Annotated in this window: 14 protein-coding genes and 1 pseudogene; 11 read left to right on the top strand and 4 right to left on the bottom strand. The window is 48.6% G+C overall.

Annotated features, from left to right (window positions below):
• Positions 1-11: 11 nt before the first annotated feature.
• The 3 genes and pseudogenes from MKY82_RS21915 to MKY82_RS21905 all read right to left on the bottom strand — a co-directional run.
• The gene (locus MKY82_RS21915; protein ID WP_339294319.1) at positions 12-632 is read right to left on the bottom strand and encodes a collagen-like protein; all 621 of its coding nucleotides are present in this window, start codon (positions 630-632) and stop codon (positions 12-14) included.
• Positions 633-1,089: 457 nt separating this feature from the next.
• Entirely contained in the window at positions 1,090-1,521 is a 432-nt protein-coding gene (locus tag MKY82_RS21910; protein WP_186332828.1) for a helix-turn-helix transcriptional regulator, read from the bottom strand.
• A 25-nt stretch (positions 1,522-1,546) separates the two neighbouring features.
• Positions 1,547-2,668: pseudogene (locus tag MKY82_RS21905) on the bottom strand (YifB family Mg chelatase-like AAA ATPase); the annotation flags it as partial.
• A gap of 378 nt (positions 2,669-3,046) precedes the next feature.
• Here MKY82_RS21905 and MKY82_RS21900 point away from each other — a divergent pair.
• From MKY82_RS21900 to MKY82_RS21890, 3 genes are all read left to right on the top strand, one after another.
• Positions 3,047-4,582 (top strand): extracellular solute-binding protein, encoded by a 1,536-nt coding sequence (locus tag MKY82_RS21900; RefSeq protein WP_233355004.1) that lies wholly within the window; start codon positions 3,047-3,049, stop codon positions 4,580-4,582.
• Between the two features lie 150 nt (positions 4,583-4,732).
• Positions 4,733-5,653 carry an ABC transporter permease subunit gene (locus MKY82_RS21895; protein ID WP_162487568.1) on the top strand — a complete coding sequence of 307 codons (921 nt, stop codon included), beginning with the start codon at positions 4,733-4,735 and terminating at the stop codon, positions 5,651-5,653.
• 12 nt (positions 5,654-5,665) lie between these two features.
• Positions 5,666-6,529 carry a carbohydrate ABC transporter permease gene (locus MKY82_RS21890; RefSeq protein ID WP_071220069.1) on the top strand — a complete coding sequence of 288 codons (864 nt, stop codon included), beginning with the start codon at positions 5,666-5,668 and terminating at the stop codon, positions 6,527-6,529.
• A gap of 36 nt (positions 6,530-6,565) precedes the next feature.
• On the opposite strand, the gene MKY82_RS21885 is transcribed toward MKY82_RS21890, so the two are convergent.
• On the bottom strand, positions 6,566-8,806 hold the full coding sequence (locus MKY82_RS21885) for an AraC family transcriptional regulator (RefSeq protein WP_339294318.1): 2,241 nt from the start codon (positions 8,804-8,806) through the stop codon (positions 6,566-6,568).
• A gap of 493 nt (positions 8,807-9,299) precedes the next feature.
• On the opposite strand from MKY82_RS21885, the gene sucC reads away from it, so the two are divergent.
• The 8 genes from sucC to flgB all read left to right on the top strand — a co-directional run bounded on the left by sucC (position 9,300) and on the right by flgB (position 19,164).
• The gene (gene sucC, locus MKY82_RS21880) at positions 9,300-10,460 is read left to right on the top strand and encodes an ADP-forming succinate--CoA ligase subunit beta (protein WP_006211339.1); all 1,161 of its coding nucleotides are present in this window, start codon (positions 9,300-9,302) and stop codon (positions 10,458-10,460) included.
• 97 nt (positions 10,461-10,557) lie between these two features.
• Positions 10,558-11,487 carry a succinate--CoA ligase subunit alpha gene (sucD, locus tag MKY82_RS21875; protein ID WP_071220478.1) on the top strand — a complete coding sequence of 310 codons (930 nt, stop codon included), beginning with the start codon at positions 10,558-10,560 and terminating at the stop codon, positions 11,485-11,487.
• A gap of 122 nt (positions 11,488-11,609) precedes the next feature.
• Positions 11,610-12,785: a DNA-processing protein DprA gene (gene dprA, locus MKY82_RS21870; RefSeq protein WP_339294317.1), complete on the top strand. Its 1,176-nt coding sequence runs from the start codon at positions 11,610-11,612 to the stop codon at positions 12,783-12,785.
• Between the two features lie 36 nt (positions 12,786-12,821).
• Positions 12,822-14,921, top strand: coding sequence for a type I DNA topoisomerase (gene topA, locus MKY82_RS21865; protein ID WP_220684602.1), 2,100 nt, complete (start codon positions 12,822-12,824; stop codon positions 14,919-14,921).
• A 21-nt stretch (positions 14,922-14,942) separates the two neighbouring features.
• Complete coding sequence (gene trmFO, locus MKY82_RS21860; RefSeq protein WP_194543579.1) at positions 14,943-16,271, top strand: FADH(2)-oxidizing methylenetetrahydrofolate--tRNA-(uracil(54)-C(5))-methyltransferase TrmFO; 1,329 nt, start codon at positions 14,943-14,945, stop codon at positions 16,269-16,271.
• A gap of 29 nt (positions 16,272-16,300) precedes the next feature.
• Entirely contained in the window at positions 16,301-16,843 is a 543-nt protein-coding gene (gene hslV, locus MKY82_RS21855; protein WP_006211334.1) for an ATP-dependent protease subunit HslV, read from the top strand.
• 49 nt (positions 16,844-16,892) lie between these two features.
• Positions 16,893-18,299, top strand: a complete 1,407-nt coding sequence (gene hslU, locus MKY82_RS21850; RefSeq protein ID WP_194543578.1) for an ATP-dependent protease ATPase subunit HslU — start codon at positions 16,893-16,895, stop codon at positions 18,297-18,299.
• 457 nt (positions 18,300-18,756) lie between these two features.
• Positions 18,757-19,164: a flagellar basal body rod protein FlgB gene (flgB, locus tag MKY82_RS21845; RefSeq protein WP_071220075.1), complete on the top strand. Its 408-nt coding sequence runs from the start codon at positions 18,757-18,759 to the stop codon at positions 19,162-19,164.
• The last annotated feature ends 2 nt before the right edge of the window (positions 19,165-19,166 follow it).

The raw sequence follows: 19,166 nt of genomic DNA, 5'->3' as shown, positions 1-19,166 counted from the left end.
AAATTCGATTATTATGCCAGTCGTTCAATAACGATGGATGCACTTACTGTCGGCGTACCTCCACCGATTGCATTTAGTAAAGTCTGAGCTCCCATGTTATCAATACGGTTAAGTGTCAATACCCCACCAGCTGTTAAGGATGCAACAACCTGACCTTGATAAGGCTGATTACCAGCGCCTGAACCATAGTTGCTGCACGGCACCAGTGCCGGAGCAGCAGGACCGACTCCGTCAGGGTCAAAGAACAATCCAAAAGCACTGTTGCCTGCGACTGGGAATACCTCCCAACTAATATGATAGACACCTGTCTCGTTAATGGTGAAGGTTGATGGTGCGGTGAAAGTAACGGACGTCCCACCAATAACTGGAGGGTTGTTAAACGTCACAGCGCCACCTTGAGCACCTGGTGCTGGAGCAGCGGCCACGGTCTGTGCTTCCGTGCTACATACAAAGGCAAATGCAGCAAGGCCGCCTGCTGGTCCTGTGGGTCCAGCAGGTCCAGGGGCTCCAGCAGGTCCGGCAGGACCAACGGGACCCGGAATGCCTTGCGCCCCAGCGAGTCCTTGCGGACCTGGAATGCCTTGAGGTCCCGGAACACCTTGCGGTCCTTGCGGTCCTTGTGGTCCAGGCACAGGTGTGACATTTATTTTCGGTCTAGGGCAACTTACGTTTATTACCTTTCTTTTTTTAACCACAATTTCTTTTTTCTTTTTCCCGGGGCAACACGAGAGATTTCTTTTTAGTGGTTTTTTCTTTAATTTACTTATAGATCGATGCAATAGAGGCACCTCCTTATGGTTTAATGCAGGGTATGTTGAAATGCCTGTAAACGCATGGATGTACACCTAACACTTAATAGACTCTAGTCTGTTTTCATTGAAAACAGGCGCTTAATGTAAAGGCAATTGTGTATTTTAATAAGTTCTGATTTTTGCCCAGGCATCATATAGACTTTTTGTGTATACTGATTAAAGAACGAGCAATGCACTTCCTTAAGGGGCCCTAACACGGGCCCCTTTTTTTGTGAAATTATTAATGGAATTTTACTCAACGCAACAACCCGCGCTTATTAAAATGCGGGTGTACAATTCAATTATCTATAATAATTAGAAATTGGTTCACTTTAGAAAGATGCTTTTTCGCTGGACTTACCTTATCCGTTTCCCAGTTCAGTATTGATTTCGGGTCAACTCCCAGTTTGTTTGCTGCTTCGTCCTTAGTGAGTCCTCGAAAAAGACGTGCCTTCCGAAAACGTTCACCGAATGTTTTCTCCGGAAGAGCTTCAAAACATCCCAAGTAATAAATAGGCCGGTTAAGACGAGTTGATATTTTCCTCAGACTTTTTAAAGAAGGCGGATGAATGCCATTTTCAATCATCGATATAGCTTCTGGTGTCAGTCCGGATAATGCGGCAAGCTCCCTGATCGATAAATTGGCTTCGCTTCGTGCTGCCCGAATTCTTGATCCAGGAGTATTGAGGTCAGAAGGAGTATTTTGTGACGGGAGACTTTTCTTCTTCATTATATAAATGCCAGAGGTGTTCTCTGCACGGACAGGGATTCATCGAACAAGCGAGCATGAAATGCGCAGGGAAGGTAAATACCGCTCGTGCCCGGCTGATGGTTACTTCGCGATCCTCCAAGGGCTGTCGCAGCACCTCCAGCACATGCCTTGAGAACTCAGGGAGCTCATCCAGGAAGAGAATGCCTTTATGGGCCAGACTGACTTCTCCCGGCTTTGGAATGGTACCGCCTCCGATGAGCCCGCCGGCCGATATGGTATGGTGAGGGGACCGAAAAGGACGTCTGGTCATTAACCCATCGGATGGCTTTAGCTTTCCGGCAGCACTGAAGATTTTCGTTGTGGTCAACGCTTCTTGGTCCGCCAGCGGCGGCAGTATGGTGGGGAGGCGCTTCATGAGCATCGTTTTACCCGTACCCGGGGGCCCAATGAGCAGAATATTGTGCATGCCTGCGGCAGCAATGGTCAGAGCGCGTTTGATATGCTGCTGGCCAATTACATCTCTATAGTCTTCCAGCTGCTTGTCCTGGAGGCCGTCCGCTTGTATTCTGCTTGGATGCGTGGCCCGATCATATCTGAGCTTTGCCAGCGAAACGGAAGCGATGGTTGCTCCTCCAGTTTCACGGTTATCGATAACTCCATCTGATCCATCCTGGACGAGCTCATTCAAGTGCCTGAGCCCATAAACTTCGATCCCCCCGATCAATGCAGCTTCCGGGGCATTTTCGCTCGGAAGAAGTACTCCGGCATATCCTTCCTTTTTCGCTTGCTCCACCATCGGTAACACCCCGGTGATGGGTCTTAGCGTACCATCCAGTGCAAGTTCGCCAAGGATCAATATTTGCCCGGCATTCGAAAAGGTCCATTGCTCGCTTGTTAGCAATATGCCAACGGCGATTGCCAGATCGAAGGAAGAGCCTTCTTTGCGCAGATCTGCCGGTGCGAGATTGACGGTTACCCGTTTTAAGGGATAGATAAAACCGCAGTTTTTAATCGCTGCCCGAACCCGCTCAATGGATTCGCGAATGGAGGAATCGGGCAGACCGATGATGGAGGTTTGGGGCAGTCCGTTCGCCAGGTCTACCTCGACCTGGATGACAACGCCGTCAATGCCGTGCAAGCAAGCGCTATGAAGTTTTCCGTACATAAATGAAAGCACCTCATTTCTGATATCAGTGGATTGAATCGCAAAAGAACATCCAAGATTCGAAATGGGTGCTTCCTCATTTTCGCTGGGTGACTCTAGTCCGTATTGTAAAAGTTTACCTCTTGGCTGTCAATTCGCACTCCTCTTCAAGATACTCCATCCAAGAGACAAGGACCCAACCGCGGTGCGGGATCTGAGTCGTGAATGTACCATAATTCAGAAAGTTGTCACTTCTTCAGAATCGTAGCTACAGTCAATAACGGGAAGGAATGTGAATAGTCAATCCATGGTTCCGGCAAGTAGAATCAAAATCATAAACGACATGCTGCTGTAAACAGTAGCTGGCGTTACATCATCATACATAAGGGAGAGGGTTGCGTGAACATTTGGAACCGAAAGCTCGGGTTGGTGGCATTGGCCGCCGTTATAACCGGCACATTATTGAGCGGATGCACAAAAGAAAACGTGGCAAAAGAGGAGAATCCTGAAAACGCCGCCTTAGGCAAAGAAGTCACACTAGAAATGATGACCTTCTCTCATACGAATTGGCCCTATAAGGAAAACTGGCCGATTTACCAGTACTTAAAAGAAGAAACCGGCATCTCCTTCAAGGTACAACCCGTGATGAGCGATTACACCACAACGATGAACCTGGCGATATCCTCGGGCGAAATACCGGATCTTATGATGGTCAACAGCTTGAACGCCGCCAATACGCACGGGGAGAGCGGAGCGTTTGTCGACTATTTCGAGCATTTGGAACAGATGCCGAACTATAAGAAGTTTCTCGAAGACCATCCCGAAGTGAAGGCAGCTATTCTGTCTCCAGAGGGAAGGAACTATTTTATGCCGTTGTATGGACTTGAGCAGCAGTCCAGGCGGTCATGGCTATACAGAGACGATATATTCAAAAAACACAATCTGACGCCGCCGACGACATACGACGAACTGTACACCGTCGCGAAAAAATTAAAGGAATTGTACCCTGACAGCTTCCCGATTGCCGTTTTCAACGGTTTGAGTCCGCTGGTCAATATGGCACCTGCGTTTAATACAAACAGCAGCTACTATTACGATTTCGAGAAGAATGAATGGCGCTATGGTCCGACAGAGGCCAACTACAAGAAAATGGTTGAGTATATGAATAAATTTTACACGGAAGGCTTGGTTGCGCCTGACTTCATGGCTCATAAACGCAAGCAATTTAACGATCTGCTGCTTCAGAACAAATCGTTTATCGCCAGCGATTATATCGGCATCATGGATGAACTTCCGTTAATGCTTGGGGATAAAGCAGCCGAGTTTAGTCTTGATTATATGGTTCCTCCTGTTGGAACGCCGGATGGCAAGTCCCACAATGTATTTGCCGGATTGCAGTCCGACGGGTTTGCGGTGGCGGCAAATTCCAAGGAGCGGGATCGGCTGCTGAAGTACCTTGATTTCTTGTTCTCCCCCGAAGGTATTGAGCTGGCAACCTGGGGTAGGGAAGGCGAGACGTTCACAACCGAGAACGGGGCTCGCAAATTCAACCCGGATTACAAAGAGTTCGGCGACTTGAGAACCAAGACGGGCATCGCAACAATCGGAGCGCATACGGTATTGGATATGACGGCATACGAGTCCATGTATTCCCCAAAAATGCGGGAAGCGATGAAAATCGCGCCAGACCATGAAACGAGACCCCAGCCAAGGCTTGCGTATACGAATGAAGAAAATGAAGTGCTCAGCATGGTCGGCGAAACGGTGAAAAAATTCCATGAGGAGCAGATCGCCAAGTTCATTCTAGGACAGAAACCGATGGATGATTGGGATGCTTACGTGAATGAAGTGAACAAGCTTGGCGTGCAGCAGGTGCTGGATGTGCATAAAAGTGCTTATGAGCGGACGCAAAAGTTCTTAAACGAAGCCAAGTAATGGATATCTGCGCGGCATACGGCAAGATGAGCGCACTGCTTTCTTTTCCCGGACCGGCTCTCGGCTAAGTAATGGCTGGTCCCGGTCCTTATGGGGGAAGCGGCCTGATGGATGAGTTTTGAACTAACGGGTAAAGGAGGATGCGTTTTTTTGCAACCACAGAAGAATCCGGGTTTCTTGACGAAAGTGAAGCGGGACAAATACCTGCTGCTGCTGCTTCTGCCCTGTGCTCTGTATTACATCATCTTTAAGTACGTTCCCATATTCGGCATTTCGATCGCCTTTATGGACTACAACCTATTTAAGGGGATCACGGAGAGTGACTGGGTGGGTTTCAAATATTTCAGCATGTTTTTTAATACGCCTGATTTCTGGCCTGTTCTCAGAAATACATTCCTGCTGGGGTTATACAAGCTGATCTTCGGCTTTCCGGCACCTATCATCCTTGCTTTACTCATTAATGAAGTGAGCAAGTCGTTTTTGAAACGGTTTGTCCAAACGGTCAGTTATCTCCCGCACTTCATATCCAATGTCGTTGTAGCGGGGATCGCGGTTATGTTCCTGTCCCCGACAGGCGGGGTAGTCAACCAGCTGCTGAGTGCCGTCGGACTCGAACGAATCAACTTTTTGGTTGAGGCCTCCTGGTTCAGGTCGATCTATGTAACGACCGACGTATGGCAGCATATCGGATGGGGGACCATCATCTATTTGGCTGCTTTGACGGCAATCGATCCGCAGTTATATGAAGCGGCACGGATGGATGGGGCTAACCGGTGGAAGCAGGCGCTGAACATTACGCTTCCCGGCATCGCGCCTGCAATCGTGATTATCCTGATACTTGATATCGGAAAAATACTGGAAATTGGCTTTGAGAAAGTATACCTGCTCGCAACTCCCGCCACTTATGAGACAGCTGATATTATATCCACCTACGTGTACAGGGTCGGCTTAACGCAAGGCAACTACAGTTATGCCACGGCGATTGATCTGTTTACCGGCATCATCAGCTTCATCTTCATTATCGCGGCGAATTCGTTCAGCCGGCGGGTTAGCGGAAGCAGCATCTGGTAAAGGAGGAACGTGATGAAACCGAAATGGAATTGGTTTGACGCGCTCAATGCCTTGATCCTTTCCGGGATCGTGCTCGCGTGTCTATATCCGTTTGTTTATATGCTGGCCGTGTCCCTGAGCGATTCCGCATCGATCGCCTCAGGGGAAGTGTGGCTATGGCCGAAGGGCTTCAATCTGGATATGTATCAGTATGTGTTCGAGGACGGTCGGGTGCTGAAAGGATATAAGAACACGCTGATTTACGTGATTTCAGGGACCGCCATTTCTTTGATTGTAACGGCACTAGGGGCTTATGCACTGTCCAAGACCAAGATGGTCATGGGCAAACCGATCCTGATGCTGATCGTCTTTACGATGTTTTTTAACGGCGGGATGATTCCGACGTTTCTGGTCGTGAAGGAGCTGGGCTTTGTCAACACGATATGGGGCATGGTACTGCCCGGAGCGGTAGGTACCTGGAATCTGCTCATCATGCGGACTTTCTTCATGGGCATGCCTCAAGAGCTCGAGGAATCCGGAAAAATAGATGGACTGTCCGAAATCGGGATTTTCTTCCGGATTGTGCTCCCGCTATCCAAGCCGGTGCTGGCCACCATCGGCTTGTATTATGCCGTCGGGATGTGGAATAACTTTATGGGGCCGCTGCTGTATCTGCGGGATGCCGATATGCAGCCCCTCCAGGTCATTTTAAGAAACATCGTGCTGTCGGGGCAATTGACGGGGACGGATGGTCCGGTTGTGGGCGATATCGTGGTGGTGGAGGATGGCTTGAAATTCGCTACCATTATGGTGTCTACCTTGCCGATCCTGCTTGTCTATCCGTTTATACAGAAGTATTTTGTAAAAGGGGCTTTGATAGGCTCGGTTAAGGGTTAGCGTTAAAGGTAAAGCGGTCGGCCGCTCACCTGTGTGTTATCGGATCCAGTTGGTTTTCCGGTAATCACCCGGTGTTTGGCCGGTTATTTTTTTGAACATGCGGATAAAGGAAGTGACATTACGGTAGCCGATCCGGTTGCCAACTTCCTGAATCGGCATATTTGTCGTCTGCAGTAGTTCTTTCGCTTTTGTTATTCGAATCGCATTCAATTGGTCGCTAAAGTTGCTCCCCGTCTTCTCTTTAATATACCCGGATAGATAAGTTGGCGACATGTTGAGTTTAAAGGCAAGCTGCTCGAGTGATATATCTTCAGCGTAATGGGACTCCAAATAATGAATGACATATTGAATGATATCGTAATGTTCTTCACGTTTCAGACGGATCGCATGGGCTGCATGGGCAAGCTCGTCGAGCAGGATTTCCCGGTATTGCTCGGGGGTTACGCTATAAGCAAGCTTTTGTGCGTAATCCGGAAGGGCGTCGATATTGATTTTCAGCAGTTCTACTGTCCTTCTCATGCGGACCGAGACCGATTTGGCAAAGTGGCTTAGTTGATCGGCCGTGGCCTCTTGCCGCTGCAATCGATCCAGGGCGCGCTCAATGAGCGATTGGCAGCTGCTCTCGTTGCCAGCCTGTAAGTTCACGTAAAATTCGTGTTCCTGCTCGGCAGTGAATCCTGTTACATCTTCTCGGCGTTCCTTCTCCCAGATGATCTGGGTTTCCTCAATCGGCATGGCTTGTTGCAGGAGCGACATGGCTTCTGCATAAGCCCGGTCAAAATCAGAGGTTTGCTGGAACACGGACGAAACCGCAATATTCACGAGATAGGTGCTTTGATCTTGATCAAAAATCTGTTTGAGCTGATTGAGACACTGCTGCAGCATGTCGGATTTTTCTTGTGTATACACAATGGTTAAAATCTGCTTGCCCTCCATCTGAAGGGTATGGGATATGGGAAACGATTCTTGGATCTGCAGCGTGATCATGTCTTTGATCTTGCCGGTTGCCCTTGTCATTAAGGCATCAAGCTGACGCGAAGGGACGTGCCGGTATCTCAACTGATAAAGGATAACCATAAATTCACCCTCGCCGACCCAAAGTTCGTTGGAAGCGTTGGTATCAAGGGCAATGTTTTTGAACTGGGCCAAATAATGGTAGCTTGTCAGCAGCGGTTTGGTATGGTCCATCCATTCCTTGATGATCTTACGTTCATGCTGCAAACCCTTCAGATGGTTGGAAATGGCGCTGAATTCGGAGATACTCCCTTGATATAGCTCCATCTCCGCTTGGCCCAGGCCCGTAACCATTCTCTTGAGCGGCAGGTTGATTTTTCGGGAGAAAACCCATGATGCCAGAATACCAATAAGCAGGGTAGCTGCAAATAAGAGTACAGCCATCCAGTTCATGCGGCTGATGCTTTGATTGAGTTCCTTATGGGGAATAATAGAAACGTAGGTAAGACCGGAGCGGGCGCCTTTTTCGAAAAAGTAATAGGTTCCCTTCTCCATCATCCATTCCGATTGGCCGTCCCATTCCGGCAGTGGCAGGGATTTAGCATCCGGGGCGGATTCATACAGGGTTGTTCCCTCCGAGTCCACCAGCAGAAAACGGGAATCGGCCATTCCATTATATGATTCATACCAGCTTTTCATATTTACGAAAGCGATGATCTTCCAGGGGCTGCCTTGTACGTTCGTAATTAAAGGCATCAGCTGCAAGTCACTCTTCTCGGTTCCGATGGTGAACGTGCGGCTGGGAAGCATGTGCAGAAAACCGTTTGCGTGATCTCTACGCTTCCAGAATTCGTATGAATAGGAGTCGCTTTTGTAGTAATGCTTAAACATGCGGTCATCATCGACGATGCCATCCCGCTCAAGCAGGAAGGAATGATTTTGGTAGTAAATCATGACATTATTTAAGTGGTAGTAGGGCTGGCTTACCAGGGTCCGAATCTGATCCATGACCGTATCAACCTGCAGATAATTGATGCCTTTCTTTCCCCCGGAATCGGCCTGCCTGCTGATATTGCCGACAAATTCATCGTGCTGAAGGTTGAGGAGGAGATTTTTCCATGTGGAGTACTGCTTCTCAAAATGATCGACGGTGTTTCGAATCAGGGTCAGATTATATTTGACAATTTCATTGTTAACATTGCGGGAGTAGAATGTCATCGACCATAGATTATAGGAGGAGAGCAGGAAAATCACGACGAGAAAATACACGAGCATTTTGACAAATAATGAATGCAGCGGAAAAAATGACTTCAACCAACTCATGCTGAATCTCCTTATAATTGCGTTCACTAATCTTTCAATCATTCTACCGGATAGCAGAAAAAGGATAAAGAGTTTTATTTTGCGTCACAGTTTAACGCGAACAAAAAGGGATTTAATGGTATAATAGTAATCAATACACTAATTATTACGGGGAGGGGAGAGGGATTCGGTATGACAATTTTATGGGAAAATATCATCCTTACACTAGTTGCAGGATTGTTAGGCATTGCCGTTGTCGTATTGGGGATTGTCGGATTGATAAGCTTTGCACGAAAAAATAAATGAATTTTACATATTTCTCCAATTTATATCTGGAAGGAATCATACCCATGCCAAATCGAGTGGATAAACTGTGAACTTTTTAAGGTAAGCGTTTTAAAAACATGTTACAATAGCTTGGGTTTAATATATAAAGGTTGACAGGGTAATCTTTCATAGATTAGTTCCGTGTTAGCCAGCCTTGTTCCAGTCATGTTGATAGGAGGATTCGAGAATGAATATCCATGAATATCAAGGAAAACAAGTACTGAAGCAATATGGAGTAGCTGTTCCGAACGGCAAGGTAGCGTTTACGGTAGAAGAGGCAGTTGAAGCTGCACAATCTTTGGGAAGTCCCGTAACCGTTGTCAAAGCACAGATCCACGCAGGCGGTCGGGGTAAAGCCGGCGGCGTTAAAGTGGCGAAGAACCTGGACGAGGTTCGTGCTTATGCTGAAGAAATTCTGGGCAAGGTGTTGGTGACTCACCAAACGGGTCCGGAAGGCAAGGAAGTCAAGCGTCTCCTCATTGAAGAGGGCTGCGATATTCGCAAAGAGTATTATATCGGTGTGGTCGTTGACCGTGCTACCGGCCGTGTCGTTTTGATGGCGTCCGAAGAAGGCGGTACCGAGATCGAAGAGGTTGCCGCAGCAACTCCCGAGAAGATTTTCAAAGAGGTCGTAGATCCAGCGATCGGACTTCAAACATTCCAAGCACGGAAATTAGCGTATTCCATTAATATTCCGAATGAACTGGTAGGAAAAGCCGTTCAGTTCATGCTGGCCTTGTATAAGGCATTTGTAGAGAAGGATTGCTCTATCGCTGAAATCAATCCGCTTGTCGTAACCGGGGACGGAAACGTCATGGCTCTAGATGCCAAACTCAACTTTGACTCCAATGCGTTGTTCCGTCATAAAGACATCCTTGAGCTGCGCGACCTGGACGAAGAAGACGAGAAGGAAATTGAAGCATCCAAATACGACTTGAGTTACATAGCTCTGGATGGCAACATCGGCTGTATGGTTAATGGCGCCGGTCTTGCCATGGCTACGATGGACATCATTAAGTACTATGGCGGGGACCCTGCAAACTTCCTTGATGTTGGGGGCGGTGCAACAACGGAGAAGGTAACGGAAGCCTTCAAGATCATTTTATCCGATCCTCAAGTAAAAGGAATCTTTGTCAACATTTTCGGTGGTATTATGCGCTGCGACGTTATCGCTACCGGTGTTGTCGAAGCTGCTAAACAGCTGGGCTTAACTCGTCCGCTGGTTGTACGCTTGGAAGGAACGAACGTAGACCTCGGCAAGCAAATTTTGGCTGAGTCCGGTCTTAACATCGTACCTGCTGATTCCATGGCCGACGGAGCACAGAAGATCGTCTCCCTCGTTCAGTAATATTTCATTCCTGAAGGGGCATGGCACGATGGGCTTCGAAAGCCCTGCCGTGCGGTTGCTTTCATTTTCAAATAACAATAGGGGATGTGAATCAATCGTGAGTATTTTGATCGATAAAAATACAAAAGTTATCACGCAAGGGATTACAGGTAAAACAGCCCTTTTCCATGCAAAAGGCGCCCTGGATTACGGTACACAGATGGTCGGGGGAACTTCACCCGGCAAAGGTGGAACCGAAGTCGAAATTACGCTTGAGAACGGTGAAACCGTCAAATTGCCGGTTTACAACACCGTTGAGGAAGCCAAAGCCAAAACAGGCGCAACCGCTAGCGTAATTTATGTACCCCCGGCTTTTGCAGCCGATTCCATTCTGGAAGCTGTTGATGCCGAGATGGATCTGGTTATCTGTATTACAGAAGGCATTCCGGTGCTGGATATGGTCAAAGTATCCCGCTATATGGAAGGCAAGAAGACTCGTTTGATCGGACCTAACTGTCCGGGTGTTATTACGCCGGGTGAATGCAAAATCGGCATCATGCCTGGTTACATCCACACGCCAGGACATGTCGGAGTTGTATCGCGCAGCGGTACCCTGACATATGAAGCCGTTCATCAGCTGACTGCTCGCGGCATCGGACAATCCTCCGCCGTAGGGATTGGCGGCGACCCGGTTAAAGGGACGGAGTTTATCGATGTATTGAGACTCTTTAATGAAGATCCTAACACCAAAGCGGTTATTATGATCGGTGAGATCGGCGGTACAGCGGAGGAAGAAGCGGCTGAATGGATTAAAGCGAACATGACTAAACCAGTGGTAGGCTTCATTGGCGGCGCAACGGCGCCTCCAGGAAAACGCATGGGCCACGCAGGCGCGATTATTTCTGGCGGTAAAGGGACAGCCAAGGAGAAAATCTCTGTACTTGAAGCGTGCGGTATCAAGGTAGCTCCTACACCTGCTGAAATGGGCTCAACCCTGGTTAGCGTGCTTGAGGAGAAGGGGCTCCTGGAGTCTTGCACGACTCACTAGATCTAGATTTTTATGCAATTCTAGCTAAGGCGTAACTTAAGGTAAGCAACCTTTTATTTCCTAAACAGGAAATGAAGGGTTGCTTTTTTGTTTTTGATTTTATATTTTAAGGAGGTCCCATTATGAAGGTAGACAGCTTGCTGCTGATCGCATTGCATGAAAGCGAAGGTGTCGGATGGAAGACCATTAACCGAATCATATCGAACGGTGAGCTGCATGAGGGGTTGCTGTCTTATGATGCGAATGATTGGAGGGCCTGTGGTTTGTCTGTCGAAAAAGCGAATAAACTGGCCAAGGACTTCCCTTCCGCTGTCGAAAGAAAGCAGATCGATCTGTCGAATGCGAATGATGCCGGGTATCGGCAACATGAAGCCGGGGTATGGAATTTGACAAACCGTTCAAAAATACGTATTATAACAGCCCTCGATGATATCTATCCGGACAGATTACGATCTTCGCCACAGGCTCCTTGGGTGTTGTATTGCATCGGCGATCTACATCTGCTGTCGAGGCCTGGGATTGCGATGATAGGTACAAGAATGCCTACGGCATATGGGCGCAAAATTGCAACGATGCTATCCGAGGAGTTGGTACGATCAGGGTTCATGGTTGTCAGCGGCATGGCCAGAGGCATTGATAGCGTAGTCCACGATGCGGCTTTGCGAAGCGGGGGACCGACAGTGGCGGTTCTCGGAGCCGGCGTTGACGTTATATATCCACCGGAGAACCGATCGCTGTATGAAGAGATTGCGGCTAAGGGGCTTATCATTTCCGAATACCCGCCAGGCACCAAGGCGCTACCGGGGTTCTTCCCTCAGCGTAACCGGATTATCGCGGGACTCACGTTAGGTACCGTGGTGGTGGAGGCGGATGCCCGCAGCGGATCGTTGATTACGGCGGATTTAGCCCTGGAGGCGGGAAGGGACGTGTTCTCCGTTCCGGGTCCTGTTACTTCACCCAAGAGCAGAGGGACTTTGGATTTGATCAAGCAAGGAGCCAAGATGGTCACGGAAGCAAGGGATATAATAGAAGAATATGATTCCTTGTTGCCAAAAGTGGCCTCCGGTACATACAATAAGGAGCGGCGGGCCCCTCGTCAGGAGCAGCCCGATGAACTAGCCGGGTTGACAAATGACGAACGACAAATATACCATATGCTCGAACAGGGTCCCGGGTCGCTGGATGAAATGATCGAGTTAACCCGGTGGGATTTTGGACATTTGCATTCAGTTCTGTTATCTTTAATCATAAAAAAGCAGATTACCCAATTACCCGGTGCTATATATAAGATCATTTAATGGGAAAGTTTGAATGTTGGAGAGGAGGATGAACCTGTGGCGGATTCACTCGTCATCGTAGAGTCGCCTGCTAAGGCGAAAACGATTGGCAAATATCTCGGCAGCAAGTATATCGTGAAGGCTTCGATGGGTCATGTTCGCGATTTGCCGAAGAGCCAGATCGGGGTTGAAGTAGAAAACGACTTCAATCCGAAATACATTACGATCCGCGGAAAAGGTTCTGTCTTAAAGGAACTTAAGGATGCTAGCAAAAAGGTGAAAAAAGTGTACCTCGCAGCTGACCCCGATCGCGAAGGGGAGGCCATTGCATGGCATCTTGCGCATGCATTGGAGCTGGATGATACTCAAAGCCTGCGGGTTGTATTTAATGAAATAACAAAAACAGCCGTGAAGGATGCCTTCAAGACGCCGCGCAAAATTAACATGGATCTGGTCAACGCGCAGCAGGCAAGACGTATCCTGGACCGATTGGTTGGTTATAAGATCAGCCCTATTCTATGGAAGAAAGTGAAAAAGGGACTCTCTGCCGGCCGTGTTCAATCGGTAGCTGTCAAAATCATTCTCGACCGCGAGAATGAGATCAGCGCTTTCGTGCCGGAAGAATATTGGACCATTACGGCCAAACTGGCCATTAAAGGTTCTGCATTCGAAGCCAAATTCACGCAGCTTAATGGCGCAAAGAAAGAGCTCACCAATGAACAGGAAGTAAATGAAATTCTTCAAGCGATTCGGGATGCTTCCTTCCAAGTCAGCGAAGTAAAAGAGCGAGAGCGTCAGCGCCATCCGTCTCCACCGTTTACAACGAGTTCCTTGCAGCAGGAAGCTGCACGTAAACTTGGTTTCCGGGCGGCTAAGACCATGTCCGTTGCCCAGCAGCTGTACGAGGGCGTCGAGCTTGGCAAGGAAGGCACCGTCGGTTTGATTACCTACATGCGTACGGACTCCACGCGCATCTCAGGGACGGCTCAAGAAGAAGCAAAAGAATACATCACCGAGAAGTATGGTGATCCGTTCGTTCCGGAGAGCCCGAGACAATACTCGAAAAAAGCAGCCAACGCTCAGGATGCGCATGAAGCGATTCGTCCTACATCGGTGCTGCGGGATCCTGAATCCATGAAGCCGTTTATGAGCCGTGATCAGCTCCGCTTGTACAAACTGGTCTGGGAGCGTTTTGTGGCAAGTCAGATGTCTTCTGCAGTGCTGGATACGCTTTCTGTTGATATTGCCGCGGGCAAGGCCGTCTTCCGCGCAACAGGTTCGAAGGTTCGTTTCCCTGGATTCATGAAGGTTTACGTCGAAGGCAACGACGACGGGACGACAGAAGAAGATAAATACCTGCCGGAGCTTCATAGTGGCGACATTCTGGAGAAGCAGGACATTGAGCCGAAGCAGCACTTCACGCAGCCACCTCCGCGTTATACGGAAGCACGTCTTGTCCGGACGCTGGAAGAGCTCGGCATAGGGCGACCTAGTACGTATGCACCGACACTGGAGACGATCCAGAAGAGAGGCTACGTTGCCATCGAAGAGAAGAAATTCATGCCAACCGAGCTCGGTGAACTTGTCATCGAGCAGATGGAGCAGTTCTTCCCGGAAATTCTCAATGTGGAGTTTACGGCTAACATGGAAGAGGACCTCGACCATGTGGAGGAGGGCTCCGAAGATTGGGTCAAAGTATTGGCAGAGTTCTATGAATCCTTCGAAAAGCGCCTTGAAGTAGCAGAGGAAGAAATGAAGGAAATCGAAATCGAAGATGAGGTTTCCGACGAGATCTGCGAAAAGTGCGGAAAGCCGTTGGTCTATAAGCTGGGCAGGTTTGGCAAGTTTCTTGCATGCTCAGGCTTCCCGGATTGCCGGAATACCAAGCCGATCGTGAAAGATATCGGCGTGGCGTGCCCGAAATGCAAGGAAGGCCATGTCGTGGAACGACGAAGCAAGAAGGGGCGCGTCTTCTTTGGATGTGATCGTTATCCCGAATGTGATTTCGTATCATGGGATAAACCGTCAACGAAGCCGTGTCCGAATTGCAGCAGCTTAATGGTAGAGAAGAAAAGCAAGCAAGGCATCAAGCTTCAATGTACTTCTTGTGATTATTCCGAAATGGTCGAGGAACAAGACGACGCAGCAGATTTGTAAGGCATACAGGGGGTAATGACGTTGACAGATTCACAGAGGGTTACGGTTATCGGTGCAGGGCTTGCCGGCAGTGAAGCTGCCTGGCAGATCGCTAGCCGGGGCATACCCGTTACATTATATGAGATGCGGCCGGTCGTTAAGACGCCGGCTCATCATACGGACAAGTTCGCTGAGCTTGTATGCAGTAATTCGCTTCGGGCGAACGGTTTAACCAACGCAGTAGGGGTATTGAAGGAAGAAATGCGGATGCTGAACTCGCTTGTCATCGGTTCGGCAGACCGCAATTCCGTCCCGGCTGGCGGCGCATTGGCCGTTGACCGTGACGGTTTTTCGGGAGAAATTACGGAAACTCTGCATCAGCATCCTTTAATTGAGGTTGTAAATGAAGAAATTCAGCATATACCTGAAGAAGGCATCGTTGTTATTGCAACTGGGCCGCTGACCTCGCCCGCGTTGTCATCACAGATTCGTGAGCTGATGGGTGAGGACTATTTCTATTTTTACGATGCGGCTGCTCCGATCGTGGAAAAAGATTCAATTGATATGAGCAAGGTTTATCTGGCATCCCGTTATGATAAAGGCGAAGCGGCTTATCTGAATTGTCCCATGACAGAAGAAGAGTTCGACGCTTTCTATGACGCTCTTATCAATGCCGAAGTCGCTCAATTGAAAGAGTTTGAGAAGGAGATTTATTTCGAGGGCTGCATGCCGATCGAGGTCATGATGAAGCGTGGTAAACAAACCGCCTTGTTTGGCCCGATGAAGCCTGTTGGATTGGTGAACCCGCATACAGGCAAGCTGCCGCACGCTGTGGTGCAGCTCCGTCAGGATAATGCCGCAGGTACCCTCTACAATCTTGTCGGTTTCCAGACTCATCTGAAGTGGGGTGAACAGAAGCGGATCATTTCCATGATTCCGGGACTTGAGAACGCCGAAATTGTGCGTTACGGTGTCATGCACCGCAATACGTTTGTCAATTCGCCTAGACTGCTGGAACAAACCTATCAGGTGAAAACACGGCCAAATCTGTATCTGGCGGGACAAATGACGGGCGTAGAAGGATATGTTGAATCGGCGGCATCCGGATTGATTGCCGGGATCAATGCAGCAAGAGCCGCTCAGGGGCAGGAGGGGATCGTATTCCCTCAGGAATCAACTATCGGGAGCATGGCCTATTACATAACCCATGCAGATCCAGATAACTTCCAGCCGATGAATGCGAACTTCGGCCTTCTTCCGAGTCTCGAGAAGCGCATTCGCAACAAAAAGGAAAAAAACGAAGCGCTTGCAAGCAGAGCTCTTGACGGAGTACGCGTATTTATTAATGCTAACGAACTAAATACAATCTAATCTTATTTTCTTAGGGAGGTCTTGCCATCATGGAAATGACTTTTCACGCCACTACAATTTGTGCAGTACGGCATAATGGCACAGCAGCTATTGCCGGCGATGGCCAAGTTACATTTGGTGAAAGTGTAGTCATGAAGCAGACCGCCAAGAAAGTGCGCCGTCTTTACCGGGGACAAGTTGTCGCCGGTTTTGCCGGTTCTGTGGCGGATGCTATCACGTTATTTGAGAAATTCGAAGGCAAGCTGGAAGAGCACCATGGAAATCTGCAGCGCGCCGCTGTTGAACTCGCGAAGGATTGGCGTCAAGACCGTGTGCTTCGCAAGCTTGAAGCTTTGATGATTGTTATGGATAAAACCGGGATGCTGCTGATTTCAGGTGGCGGCGAAATCATCGAGCCTGATGATGATGTGCTGGCCATTGGGTCAGGCGGCAATTTTGCCTTGTCGGCAGGACGGGCGCTTAAGCGTCATGCCGGACATATGGAAGCGAAGGATATAGCCAGAGAAGCGCTTCAGATCGCTTCTGAGGTGTGTGTCTATACCAACAGCAATATTATTGTCGAAGAGCTGTAAGGATGCCATACAGCAACATATAGCCATATCAGGGGTGGAGGTATTCGCGATGAGTAAAGAATCGATGACGCCAAGACAGATTGTATCCGAGCTGGATAAATACATTGTAGGCCAAAAGGAAGCTAAAAAATCGGTCGCTGTAGCACTTCGGAACCGCTATCGCCGGAGCTTGCTTACGGATGACGAGCGGGATGAAATCGTACCGAAGAACATACTGATGATCGGTCCCACCGGCGTCGGCAAAACGGAGATTGCAAGAAGGCTTGCCAAGCTGGTTCATGCACCGTTCGTTAAGGTCGAGGCGACAAAGTTTACCGAGGTTGGATATGTCGGCCGTGATGTGGAATCCATGGTACGGGATCTTGTGGAAACCGCGATCCGGATGGTGAAGCTGGAACGCACCGAGAAGGTTAAGGACAAAGCCGAGGAAATGGCGAACGAGCGGATCGTTCAGCTGTTGGCGCCTTCAACCAAAGGGCAGAAGAGTCAGCGAAATCCCTTTGAGATGCTGTTTGGCGGTGCGAATAACGATACCCAGACCGAAGATGAGGATGCGGACGATAAGGACGTTAGTCTCAAAGAGAAGCGGAGACAGGTGCGCTTTAACCTGCTGTCCGGTAAGCTTGAAGACGAAACGATTGAGATTGATGTCGAGGATGCTGCTCCAAACATGTTCGATATGTTTGCGGGGCAGGGCAATGATCAGATGGGCATGAACATGCAGGAAATGTTCGGCAACCTGATGCCAAAGCGCACAAAGCGCCGCAAGCTGTCAGTGAAAGAAGCCAGGAAAGTACTGACGCAAGAAGAAGCAGGCAAGCTCATTGATATGGATGATGTCATCCAGGAATCCATTCGTCGGGCAGAGCAATCCGGCATTATATTTATCGATGAGATCGACAAGGTTGCCAGCCAGGGCCGCCAATCGGGTCCGGATGTGTCCAGAGAAGGTGTGCAGCGCGACATTCTGCCTATCGTGGAAGGCTCGACGATTATGACGAAATACGGACCGGTAAAAACGGACTTTGTCCTCTTCATCGCGGCAGGTGCTTTTCATATTGCGAAGCCATCGGATTTGATTCCCGAGCTTCAGGGGCGTTTTCCGATTCGGGTGGAGCTCAGCAGCTTGTCACTCGACGATTTTGTATCCATTTTGACCGAGCCGAAAAATGCACTAACCAAGCAATACGTAAATCTGCTGCGTACTGAGGATCTTGAGGTTGAGTTTTCTCCAGAAGCGATACGGGAGATCGCCCAAATTGCGGCTTCGGTTAACCAGAACACGGAGAATATAGGCGCGCGGAGACTTCATACGATATTGGAGAAGCTCCTTGAAGACCTGTCATTTGAAGCGCCTGAGTTGACGCTGGACCGCATGGTGATCACGCCGCAGTATGTCCGGGAGAAACTTGCCGGCATTGCCCAGGACCGGGACCTGAGCCAGTATATTCTGTAGTTGCATGCATATAGGTCTATTTGCCGGGTATGCGAAAGTAAATAATTGTCGATATTCATCCCGACCCTTGCAGCAAGTTGTCGAAGCGCTTTCGCATGTTGGAAGGGATCGGGACGGATTTCGTAATTTTTTGTGAATTTTATGGTCCCCATCAGGACCTACCCTTCGGGAAAAATCGCTTAAATTTTACAGATTTAGTGATACGATTTGCAATAATATAGAAAAAAACCGGATAAAAATGAACACAAAGCCCTTCTTTTTGGTAAAAGATAGGGCTTTTTTCTTATTGTAAAAAGTCCCAAACTTTAAGAAACTTAGTTTATGTGACATCATGTTGTCTTTTTCTACTTAAGACCTAGGTTAGTTCATACGGATTATATGATTTGTCGAAAAAAGAGGATTTAGCTAGGAAGAGTGGAATACCTTTCTGCAAAGTCCAGTCAGGAGGAATGAGCTAGTGAATCTGTTGAATAATAGTTCTTTTCAACGGCTTCAAAGCGGTTTGGATGCAGCTAATCTCAGAAACAATGTGATTGCAAACAACATCGCCAACGTGGATACTCCTCATTTTAAGAGATCCGAGGTATCCTTTGAGAGTCTTCTGAAAAAAGAAATGGATGGGGCCCAATTGTCATTACAGGGCAGAAGAACAGATCCCAGACATTTTGTCATTGGTTCAACCGGGGGGATTCCTGAGGCTTCGGTCATGAAGGATGGCAGCAGCTCCATGAATAACAACCAGAATAATGTCGATGCAGACAGAGAAATGTCGCTGCTTGCAGAGAATCAGCTCCGTTATAATTCATACATACAAGCTGTAAATGAGCAGATTCGAATGATGCGTACAGCTATTGAAGGGAGATAGGG

This window comes from Paenibacillus sp. FSL W7-1279 (assembly GCF_037969845.1).
GTDB lineage: Bacteria > Bacillota > Bacilli > Paenibacillales > Paenibacillaceae > Paenibacillus_AQ.
Note: the sequence above shows the minus strand (reverse complement) of the source record. Positions and strands in the feature narration are given on the sequence as shown.

What these genes read in the sequence shown, in the direction of transcription:
- MKY82_RS21885 (WP_339294318.1), bottom strand. Translation starts at nt 8,806, where the DNA reads ATGAGTTGGTTGAAGTCATTTTTTCCGCTGCATTCATTATTTGTCAAA.
- hslV (WP_006211334.1), top strand. Translation starts at nt 16,301, where the DNA reads ATGGAAATGACTTTTCACGCCACTACAATTTGTGCAGTACGGCATAAT.
- dprA (WP_339294317.1), top strand. Translation starts at nt 11,610, where the DNA reads ATGAAGGTAGACAGCTTGCTGCTGATCGCATTGCATGAAAGCGAAGGT.
- hslU (WP_194543578.1), top strand. Translation starts at nt 16,893, where the DNA reads ATGAGTAAAGAATCGATGACGCCAAGACAGATTGTATCCGAGCTGGAT.
- sucC (WP_006211339.1), top strand. Translation starts at nt 9,300, where the DNA reads ATGAATATCCATGAATATCAAGGAAAACAAGTACTGAAGCAATATGGA.
- MKY82_RS21890 (WP_071220069.1), top strand. Translation starts at nt 5,666, where the DNA reads ATGAAACCGAAATGGAATTGGTTTGACGCGCTCAATGCCTTGATCCTT.
- MKY82_RS21910 (WP_186332828.1), bottom strand. Translation starts at nt 1,521, where the DNA reads ATGAAGAAGAAAAGTCTCCCGTCACAAAATACTCCTTCTGACCTCAAT.